This window comes from Myroides sp. (assembly GCF_032073645.1).
GTDB classification, from domain to species: domain Bacteria; phylum Bacteroidota; class Bacteroidia; order Flavobacteriales; family Flavobacteriaceae; genus Flavobacterium; species Flavobacterium odoratimimum.
The window spans coordinates 1-10,629 of sequence record NZ_DAMANB010000040.1; the positions used below are offsets into that span (position 1 = coordinate 1).

At 30.0% G+C, this 10,629-nt stretch carries 9 protein-coding genes, 2 tRNA genes and 1 pseudogene; 8 read left to right on the forward strand and 4 right to left on the reverse strand.

Going from position 1 to position 10,629, the window contains the following annotated elements; translation table 11 throughout:
* Positions 1–382: 382 nt before the first annotated feature.
* Positions 383–468, forward strand: a tRNA-Leu gene (locus RT228_RS17650).
* Between the two features lie 341 nt (positions 469–809).
* Positions 810–895 (forward strand) — tRNA-Leu (locus RT228_RS17655).
* A gap of 742 nt (positions 896–1,637) precedes the next feature.
* Here the strand turns inward: RT228_RS17655 and RT228_RS17660 are convergent.
* A pseudogene (locus RT228_RS17660) lies at positions 1,638–2,420 on the reverse strand (recombinase family protein); the annotation flags it as partial.
* 61 nt (positions 2,421–2,481) lie between these two features.
* Entirely contained in the window at positions 2,482–2,643 is a 162-nt protein-coding gene (locus RT228_RS17665; RefSeq protein ID WP_286386281.1) for a hypothetical protein, read from the reverse strand.
* Positions 2,644–2,849: 206 nt separating this feature from the next.
* On the opposite strand from RT228_RS17665, the gene RT228_RS17670 reads away from it, so the two are divergent.
* From RT228_RS17670 to RT228_RS17685, 4 genes are all read left to right on the forward strand, one after another.
* Positions 2,850–3,245: an XRE family transcriptional regulator gene (locus RT228_RS17670; protein ID WP_286386283.1), complete on the forward strand. Its 396-nt coding sequence runs from the start codon at positions 2,850–2,852 to the stop codon at positions 3,243–3,245.
* Positions 3,246–3,383: 138 nt separating this feature from the next.
* The gene (locus RT228_RS17675) at positions 3,384–4,067 is read left to right on the forward strand and encodes a nucleotidyl transferase AbiEii/AbiGii toxin family protein (protein WP_286386285.1); all 684 of its coding nucleotides are present in this window, start codon (positions 3,384–3,386) and stop codon (positions 4,065–4,067) included.
* Positions 4,068–4,106: 39 nt separating this feature from the next.
* A complete protein-coding gene (locus RT228_RS17680; RefSeq protein WP_286386287.1) occupies positions 4,107–4,424 on the forward strand; it encodes a DUF6922 domain-containing protein in 318 nt (105 codons plus the stop codon).
* Between the two features lie 276 nt (positions 4,425–4,700).
* Positions 4,701–5,171 (forward strand): RadC family protein, encoded by a 471-nt coding sequence (locus RT228_RS17685; protein WP_286418771.1) that lies wholly within the window; start codon positions 4,701–4,703, stop codon positions 5,169–5,171.
* A 79-nt stretch (positions 5,172–5,250) separates the two neighbouring features.
* Here the strand turns inward: RT228_RS17685 and RT228_RS17690 are convergent, their stop codons facing one another.
* Together RT228_RS17690 and RT228_RS17695 are read right to left on the reverse strand one after the other, a co-directional pair.
* A complete protein-coding gene (locus RT228_RS17690; protein ID WP_286386291.1) occupies positions 5,251–5,538 on the reverse strand; it encodes a DUF3408 domain-containing protein in 288 nt (95 codons plus the stop codon).
* A complete protein-coding gene (locus RT228_RS17695) occupies positions 5,538–5,972 on the reverse strand; it encodes a DUF3408 domain-containing protein (protein ID WP_286386293.1) in 435 nt (144 codons plus the stop codon). Before RT228_RS17695 ends, RT228_RS17690 begins: the two co-directional genes overlap by 1 nt.
* 708 nt (positions 5,973–6,680) lie before the next feature.
* Here RT228_RS17695 and RT228_RS17700 point away from each other — a divergent pair.
* Together RT228_RS17700 and RT228_RS17705 are read left to right on the forward strand one after the other, a co-directional pair.
* Entirely contained in the window at positions 6,681–9,143 is a 2,463-nt protein-coding gene (locus tag RT228_RS17700) for a hypothetical protein (protein WP_286386449.1), read from the forward strand.
* Entirely contained in the window at positions 9,136–10,602 is a 1,467-nt protein-coding gene (locus RT228_RS17705) for a hypothetical protein (RefSeq protein ID WP_313139165.1), read from the forward strand. The genes RT228_RS17700 and RT228_RS17705 overlap by 8 nt, the downstream gene beginning before the upstream one ends.
* Positions 10,603–10,629: the final 27 nt, after the last annotated feature.

Consider the following 10,629-nt stretch of genomic DNA (forward strand, 5'->3'; position numbering starts at 1 on the left):
TAGCACAAAGATATTATTTTACACTTTCCTCCCCAACTTTTAACGTTGATCCCTAGATCATCTTATAACCTCCCTTCTACTAGCATCAATCTAAAAGTTGTTACTCTGCTTATGTGAAATATAGCCCAAGTAATATTTTTAATGAAAAAGAAAAAATTGTAGACATCATTTCAAATCAAACTAGTCATTCAAGTTGCGAAAAGGCATTAGCAAAATACATATATTAAAAACTCATTAAACTTACAGTAAATGAGTTAGAAGAATGGAAAAACAAAGTAGAATAATTTTCAGTAAAAAACACTCTATTTTTCTTGCACACTAAAAAACAATACTCTATTTTTGCACTCGCAATACAGAAATAGTATCGCAGTCTACAGAAGACGCTCGAGTGGTGGAAGTGGTAGACACGCTGGACTTAAAATCCAGTGGGTAGTAATGCCCGTGCGGGTTCAAGTCCCGCCTCGAGTACAGAGAATCCCAAGCTAACGCTTGGGATTTTTTATTTTATATACCCTGATCTCAATATCGACATCCGATAGAAAACGCAATACTACAATAGTATTGATTTCATAGAGCGAACACTCTTTCGCCTTACTAATTCCAATACATCAGTAATCATGATTAGAATTCAATTTCTGTTTATTAAATTATTTTCAAAAAGAACACTTAATAACCATCTATTAATCAACAAATAAGAATATTTTAATCTTTTTTATTTATAAAAACATCTTTTATTAGTTGTATAGTAAAAAATAATATTCTACATTTGCACTCGCAATACAGAAGTAGTATTGCAGTCTACAGAAGACGCTCGAGTGGTGGAAGTGGTAGACACGCTGGACTTAAAATCCAGTGGGTAGTAATGCCCGTGCGGGTTCAAGTCCCGCCTCGAGTACTAAACGGGAGAATTGAATTTTTTGTTCATTTCTCCCGTTTTTATTTTCAGCTATTTCATTATTTATCAACAGGATAGACCTTACTAAAACATTAATTCTATCGGTTCGATAAATTTCCCCATCAAAAACTACTTTCTCTGGAAAGATTGAACCTATTATTCTTCTTTTCATTGATATATCTGCCTGAGCGTAGAGTGTACCTATGTTTGCAATTACTTCTATTGCTTTATTCAATATTTTATTAATGTCAATCTTTACCTTGCTATTCTCTTTCATTAATTGTGTTTCTAACACTTCAAGTTCTGCTTTATTCGATTTTTTGATTTCAAGATAATCCTCATCGTCAAGTGTTCCACTTAATAATTTTGTTCTTGCCATACTAAGTTGAGCGTTTAGTCTTTCTATCTCATTTAGCAGCGTTTTCTTGTGGTCAATTGGATCCTTTAATATCTTGTTATAGGTATCTAACAAATGTTTCTTTAAACGGGTTAAAAAAGCTTCGTTTAATTGTAATTGATGCAATCCCTCTTCAAATAATAAGTTTGCCTTGCTTGCACTATGTCTAAACCCACAAGAGCCTATACAGTGATAGTAATAATAACTGTTGTTTCTACCCTTTGACAAACTACCTGTTAAGTTTCTACTACACTTAGGACAAACTAAAAATCCCCTTAGTGGTAAATTCTCATCTGATAATACTTTTGTGTTTGGTAGTTCCTTTCTTACTTTTCCATCTAACACCTCTTGAACTTTATCAAACAATTCTGTTGTGATTAATGCTTCGTGTAGTCCATCGACAAAGTGAGCTTCTTCGTCTTTGTGCTTAGGTATAAATATCTTACCACAATATAAAGGATTGCGAATCGCTACGTGAAAAGCACTCTTACTAAGACTACGAGGACTAAACTTATTCATCTCTAAGCGTATCTGATTAGCTGCTAATAATCCCTTGGCAATTTCTTCAAAAGCCCAAACTAATGCTTTAGCTTCTAATTCCTTTACAGCGATATACTTTGTTCCATCCTCTTTACTCCTGTTTATATATCCAAAGGGAGCTTTACCCATTAATCTTCCTTCCCTCTTAGCTCTTCTCATACCGTGATATACATTAAGTGCTCTACGGTCATTCTCTACCTCTGGAGCCGCTAAGTAAATCGCAAGCATGATTTTATTTTCGGGAATAGATAAATCTAAGGGTTGTTCAATAGCTTGTAATTCGATGCCTAATTTGGTTAGTTCACTAAGCATTTGATACGCATCTCCAGCGTTACGACTAAACCGATCCCACTTGGTAAATAACAACAAGTTGGTTTTATTGCTTCGCTTACGCAAGTCTTTCATTAATGCAATCCAAGAGGGACGATTAAAACTTTTAGCTGAATGATCCTCTAAGATAACCTTGCCTACTTGAATATCGTTTGATTGGCAAAAGCGTCGCAGTCGCTCTTCTTGATCTCTTTGAGAATAACCTTTATCAGCTTGCTCATCCGTTGAAACACGGATATACAAATCTGCTATTTTCATAGGTTAATTATTTAATTTGACACAATTATTTTGGTTGGAAGTGTATAAAAATACAAATAACTCACTCTATATCAAAGTATTCCTTAAACACAAAGCGTGTTAATGTGTAGATAAACTCCAATACAATAGCGGTTTCTTCTTCTGTTAAATCTATTCCCTCTTTCTCAAAGTAAGTCTTCCCCTGTTCTATTGGGATTTTTGGAATTTCAAGTTTTGTTCTCATAATGTTGCCTTTTACTGAAAAATAGCCAGTGGATTATCTCAGTATGATTTCTTGGCAATCATAGGTCGTACTTGGTGCTGTACTGTACCCTTATTTCACGAAGCCGAATTAAATTTCTATTCTTACAGGATATTTTATAACTTTACCTTTCAATCTTTTTTAATCTTTGGCTTTCTTTTGAGCCTGCTTAATTCTGCTAATTAACTATGGAACATAAAATACATCAAGGAAGAAATGTAAAGCGTTTTAGAGAAATGCTTGGAATCAAACAAGAGGTTCTTGCTTTTGATTTAGGAGAAGATTGGAATCAAAAGAAAATTTCTGTTTTAGAACAGAAAGAGGTAATTGATAACTCACTACTACAACAAATATCAAAGGTGCTTAAAATACCTGTTGAAGCGATTGAGAATTTTGATGAACAGCAGGCGATCAATATGATATCAAATTCTGTCTCATTTGAAAATTGTCAACAACCTTCTTTTTTTAATTACCAACCAAATTTTAATCCAATTGATAAAATGATTGAATTATATGAGCGTATGTTGCAACAGCAAAAAGAGATGATCGAAAAATTAGAGAAGATAATAGAAGATAAAAAATAACATTACTCTAAAATATTATAAAAGCTTAATCTTTCGGTTAAGCTTTTTTTGTGCATTATAAAGCCAAACAACTCTACAGGGAGTCAATAACATAACATGGGAGTTTTTCAGGAATACTTTTCTGAAAAATTTTAAATTATGTTACATAAAGACACCGTTATCAATGAGCTTTGGGATCTACTCCAAAAGCTTATGCAAGATGAAAAATTACAAGATTTTATTCTTGTAGGAGGAACCGCATTAAGTCTACAGATAGGCCATCGAATTAGTATTGATATAGACCTATTTTCGACCAAAGATTTTGATTACAAATCGATATCACAACATTTAAAACAAAAACTTAATGCCAATGTAAAGGAAATATTCAATAATACTATTTTAATGGACATTAATCGGATTAAAGTAGATATTATTGCACATAAATATCCTTTACAAAAAGAAGTATTGCATATAGACAATGTACGATTAGCTTCATTAGAAGATATTGGAGCTATGAAACTCCATGCTATTTTTCAAAGTGGAACACGTATCAAAGACTTTGTTGATATGTATTTCCTTTTAGAACACAATCCTTTACAAACCTATTTAGATGTTTATAAAAATAAGTATGGAGGCAATATAGCATTAGCCTCCTATGCATTAACTTTTTATGAGAATATTTATCGAGATTTTGAAGTAACCTTAATGAATGGAAAAGAAAGTAATTGGGATAGAATGAAAGAACGTTTAGAAAAAGCAGTTGATAACCCTTCTTTTAAATTCGATTTAGAATCAGATATTAAAAAGGATCAGCATATTATAAAAAGAGGATTACGTAGATAAACAATTGCTTAAACGCCATAAAATCACTATATTTATAACATGAAAAAAGAGCAAAAACTAACTACTGTTTCAACTTTAGGAACTCAATTATTTTGGGATACTGATATTAATAAGCTTGATTATCAGAAAGCATATATTCCAATTATAGCACGAGTAATTGAACGTGGAGATCAAAGTGAAATAGATGAAATTGTTCGACTGTATGGCAGAGTTAAGGTACTTCTTACAATATGTAAGGAGATTAAGTTCTTACCTAATTACGCTATTGAAAGAGCTATTAGATTTTTTCCAGAGCTTCGAAAAGAAGATATACTTTGTTATCAAAACAGAAAAGATAAATCTTATCATTGGATATAAACAATAAAAAAGGTAGAATTACTATGGATGGTATTCTACCTTTTTCTTTTTAGATAGTATTGTAAATACAATCACTGAGATTGAGTATTACTTACACATTGATTATAGTTTTATTTTTATTAATAATTGCACAAAGTTAGGCAATGCCTAGCGGTTCGCTAACAAGAAATTCCCCCATAAATGCTTAACTAAAGTCTTCGCTTTATTGCGTTGCTTCTTGCGCTCGCTAAGCCATTACCAATTGTGGCTCCATAATTAATTTAAAAATTTAATATTATGGAAACTACAGTTTTAAACGAAGAATGGCTTATTGCCTCAGAAGTAGAATTAATTTACAAATCAAAAGTAAAGGCTTCACAGAGACCTCAGATTACATCTTCTTACAGTGCCTATCAAATAGCATTAAAGGCTTGGGATAGTAATAAGATTGAATTATTAGAACAGTTTAAAGTTCTTATGCTTTCAAACAACAATAAAGTACTTGGAGTATTAGAAGTTTCCTCAGGAGGGATAACAGGTACAATAGTAGATTTGAGAATCATCTTCTCCGCTCTTTTAAAAGCGCATGCAGTGGGATTTTTGATTATACACAACCATCCGTCAGGAAAATTAGCACCAAGTGATGCTGATAGACAAATCACAAGAAAGATTAAAGAAGCAAGTAAAATACTTGATATTAATCTTTTAGATCATTTAATTATAACAGCGGAGAGTTACTACTCTTTTGCAGATGAAGGCATCTTATAAGGTGCCTTTGTTTTTTTTAAGAAGTAAAACTGTAAAGGTGCTTTTACAGTTTTACTTCTTTATTGTTTTATTGAAATACTTAAAAAATAGGTTTATTCTTTTCATTAAAGCTTGTGGTTATCTCTTGTTCGAATTCGTTGAAGTGATGCTCTAATAGATTATTTAGATAAGTATAGACAGATACCTTATTTTCGCCAATTACTTGAACTATACGGTTTAACTTCTTATGGAACTCTGGGCGAATATAGACCGTTTTACCATCTTTTGCTTTAGTAGATACTTCTTTTAAAAAAGTATCTACATAATTCTCTATACTCTTAGTCGTTTGTACTTGAGCTGATTCTCTTAAGTGATTAAGTTTTTCCATTATAAAATAGGTTTGAATTTGTTATTAAAATATTGGGTAATTTCAGAGTTATACTGCTGTAGATGTTGCTTTAAGATATTGTCTAAATAAGAGTAAAGCGTTGTTTTTTCTTCTTTAGCCAGTTGGGTTATACGAAGTAATACTTCGTGATATTCTGGCCTTATATAAACAACTTTTCCTGCTCTTGATGAAGGAAATTCATTAATTAGAAAAAGCTCTTGGTATTTAGTAGTTGCTATTTCTTTCTTTGGCTTCTTCTCTTTGACTTTTGGTACTTCTTCATGGATTAGAGGTTCTTCTTTTTCTTTTACGATAGGTTTAGGTTTTACTACTGACTTAACTTCTATATCACCACTCATGATATTCATTAAATAATCTTCATCGACTAACTCATTTTGACTGTCTTTTTTTGATGGTTGGTTTACTGTTTCCATGTTGTACATTTTTAAAGGTTTATATTTTACATTATGGATAGTTGTAAGCTTTAGCTTGTTGGAAACATTATACTAATACGTTTTTACACCAAGATCATTTTAAAACAGCTTTAAAGTGCTATTTCAAAGACAATTTTAAAACTTACTTTACTATCTTACAGCAAAGAAAGTATATATACACTTTGAAAACTTTAAATGGAATTTTAAGGTTATATTTGGCACTTTAGTGTCAAATAGTAGGTGATTTACTAATATGAAATCACTTTAGATTTTACTTTGTAAAATAGGTGGATTTAGTAATCGAAAGATTACAGCAAGTTATGTTTTGAGGCACTCGAAATTGAGTTCATGCCATCAAAACTACTTGCTCTTGCAGAGGGCTGGAAAACTACTCCGAAGTCGTTAGTTTTGTATTGAAATTGCAGATAGACTCAAAATATTGAGGGGTTTACGGATTTCCGTAATAGAGATTAGTGAAATTATATTATGTTTGAAAAGAATTAATATTATCTAATTATTTCGCTATCAAAATTTAAGTTAGTTTGTTAAGTATTTAATTTACAATAAACTAATTATATTAGTAGTGTATTATAAACAAATAAGTATATGGTTAGGCTTTTTTTGAAACTATGCTGTGGTTTGTTTTATAAAAAAACAATATTATACAACACTCTAAACGAACAGCATAGAAAACGAGAATGATATTAAATGAAAAAACAAATCAAAGACTATTTAAACCTTATTTATTCCGAAATAAAGGAATGTTACGCTGACGAAATCAATTTAAGAGAAACTGATTTTGAAAAGTACAGCATATTTGACTTTGCAAACTTTCATTTGATTTACCAGTATATCCTTAACGATAACGCTGAAAAAAAGGATTTTTTCATAAGCATACCTGAAGAAGAATATAGGGAAAACTTTTTTACTTCCATTTTTCATTCAATCGTATTAATCAAACTTTTCCAAAGTTTTTTCAATTACGAAAAAAACAGATTACCTATACTGAATAATGGAGATTTGATTTACAAAAAACACAATAAAGAACATCGGATTTTTATTGTAAAAAGCACTTATAATGAAAAAGTAAAAATAAACTTCCAATTTCCGAAAAAAAATGAACTTGGAATAGTTGATTTCTTTTTTGACAAACCTAATTTTACGAAGCTAAATCCGAATCTGGTTGATAATAAAAATGCTTCAAAAAACATAGATAGATATCGCTCATTTTTAAGTGCAACTTTCAATGAAAAATTTCCTTTTATAACAGATTTTAAAAATAGAACCTTAGTAATTGCTGAAAAATCATTTTTTAGAGAAAGTAATTTTTTGCCGATAAGATATACAAACAAGAACGGAAAAATCAGTAATGATTTACCATTTTTTAGTTATTTAGTTGAATGTTGTAACGACTTTAATTCTGCACAAAATTTTCTTTTAAACGGAAATCACCAATTTGATGAAATCATAATTATTGGTGACGCAAAATATAGAAATTCTTTTGACTTTATTCTTCAAGAAAAATACAGAGAAAAATACAAAAACATAATTGTAATCGGAACAGATAAACCAAATTCTGAAAATCAATTTTTGGAATGGTGGTGGTCAAATGATGAAGTAAAAATAGCAAACAACGAAATACCAAATGAAATAACGAAGGTCACATTAAACAATAGCAATCTATATTCTTCATTTATAGAAATTTTTAAAGAATGTGAGATACTAAAAGATGAAAGCAAGGTCAACTTCACTTTCATTTTGAAATACACCAATTTCTTTTTGAGAATGATTTTGGTAAATACTAATCTTTCAAAAGGAATTTATCAAGAATATTTAGATCGACTTAATCATTTTTTTCAAAGCGAAGCTTTTTTAGATGAGTTAAATAACTTTTTCTACGAAAAAAACATTTACAACCCTGATACAATCAAAGGCTATACTGACCGTATTTTTAATTTGTTCTCAAAACTTTCCTGTATATTGGAAAATGAAAATTTGAAATGGAATTATATCAAGCAGAAAGCAAAAGAAAGTAATCCTAAACCAGTTTATCTTGTTGTTGAGAAAAAAAATTATGATGCTGTTTACACTCAAATAAAAAATGAAAAGATAAATAATATCCATCTAATCAGTGATAAAAGGATTGATAATTTAAAACTATATTTAGACAAATGGATAAATGACAAGCAACAAAATTCGGAAAGGCAAATAATAATCATTCCCTATTTGAATAACATTAATTTATACTCAAAAATCAAATCTATAAAGGGTTATTGCGAAATTCTTAATTACAAAAATTTAGATGAAATTTCATTTGACAATGTCGAGCGAGCATACCAAAATCTGGAAAAAATAAGATTGAATCATAAGGACAGATTGATTTTTTTTAAAACAGATTTTGTTCATTCAACTGAAATAAATAAACGAGAATTAGATGATATATTTTCTTTTGATTTGAATAACGAAGAATTTAGAAACAATCCTTATGAAACTATTGATTTACCGAAAGGACATTCAATTTATGAGATTGAGTTTAGTGATGGAACTAAAGATAAGTTTGATTCTTCAAAAGGAGTATTTCTAGTAGAAAATAACGAACAAATCAAAACGACTATTGGTGAAGTCTATGAAAATGCCACTATACGTTTTTATCAAAATAATAGCAAAGATGAGTTTCTAAAAATTTTAAAAATATTTGACACAGAAAATTTATTGGACTCATTTGATAAATATGCAGACAGTTGGAAACAAACTTTGAAAGACCTATCAAAACAATTTAGCAATTTAGAAGAATTTTACAACTCATTATTTACGTCATTTAAAATCAATTTCAACACATTCCGTCTATATTTAGATGAAAAATCCTCGACAAGATTTCCAAGAGTTAAAACTTTGGAAGCCATTAGAGAATTATGTATAAATATGAATAATAACTGTTCATACGATTTAATCGTAACTGAATTTGAAAAATTTAAAATTTATTCTAAAAAAGACCATTCCATAAGACAACAAGCAGGAAAGATTTTGGGTAATGATTTGTTAGATTATATTGCTTCTAACAAAGAAGAAAAAAGCGATTCTCTAAAAAAATTACCGAATGAAATTTTAGAAAAACTAACCGCAACAATTCAAGAAAAAACAATAATTAAAAAGACTTTGGTAGATGAATAACTATTTAAACGAACCAAGATTGATATTTCGAGATAAAATCAAAGATAATTTGATTGGTCCCGGTTCTGATGTTTTTATTTCTGACAATGAAAATGAAATCATTTCAGATTATCCATTGAGTAGATATTATTCGGGTATTTTGTTTCCCGAACGTGATATGGAAGTTTCTATCGGAGAAAAAGAAACACACGATGCAAATGCAGAATTAGAAGACGATGACATTAACATTGAAAATAAAACACCCGAAACGAATAATGCTGATGAAAATGTTGATAAAGATATTGACAAAAGTAAAAATGTAGAACCTGAAAAAGAATATTCAGAAGCCAATCAATACTTTCCAACAAATTTTGGTTTAACTTTTTGCGTTCCAAAAGATGCAAAAACTTTAACCGTAACTTTCAGTTACGCAAAATATGCACAAATAGAACCAACATTGGCAACGATAGAAATTTCAGAAGAGGATTTCAAAAAGTTTTCTGAAAATCCATATAATTCAGTTACCAAGTATTTCAAATACGAAAACGGACTAATGTCCTTAAACAAAGAAGAATTTGATAAAGGCGGTTTATCTGTTCGCAATTATAGAAGCCGATTTAAAGAAAACGAACAACAAACAGAGTTGCTTGACAGCGTTGCATATAAAAAAGGAGAATTACTTTTAGGACGACTTTGGAAAAGAGTAAAAATAGAACCTAAAACTGTTGAACTAAATCTAACAGAGATAAATTTCGACGAATCAAAAGAATATCCTTTAGACCAAAATCAAGAAGATAATTCTATCATTACTTGCTATTACAAGAAAATTTACGAAACCCACTATGGGAAATTCATAAAAATTTTGTTAGCAAACAAATTGAATCACCCGAAAAACAAATTTTCATTTAGTAATCCAGAACTAAATCATAAAGCAATTTTACAAGGTGAAATTTCTATTTCGGGCGTGACGTTTTTGCCATACAAACAACTTTCTGAAACAAACCCTTTTGACGAAGAACTAAACTTAATCAACTTTCAATACAGAAAAGAACACTCTTTTGCAATTGGCCACGGTTGTGCAGTAAATTGGAATGACTATAAAAATCCAACGGAATTAAAAACTACGTTTTTGCCTGAAGTTGATATTAAAAATTACAGCAACGCTTTTAAAGAAGACTTTCCTGAAAATTTAAAAGATATTACTGAATTGAAAAACCTTTCAATTTGGACTGACTTAGATAAATCAACAATCATTCAAAAATTAATACTCTTTGCACAAGAGTATAAAGGTTGGATAACAAAGCAGGAAAAAACAAATGCAGAAGATAATTACAAAAAGTCTTTAAGCACAATTTTAGAAAAGCAGAACAGAACATACGAAAGGCTAATCAAGAATATAGACTTTCTAAGTGAAAATGAAATTGCTTTTAAATCCTTTTTGCTATCAAATACGAGGGTGTCCCGTGAACTGTGTCATTAAAATAATTGTATAATAAAATATGTACAT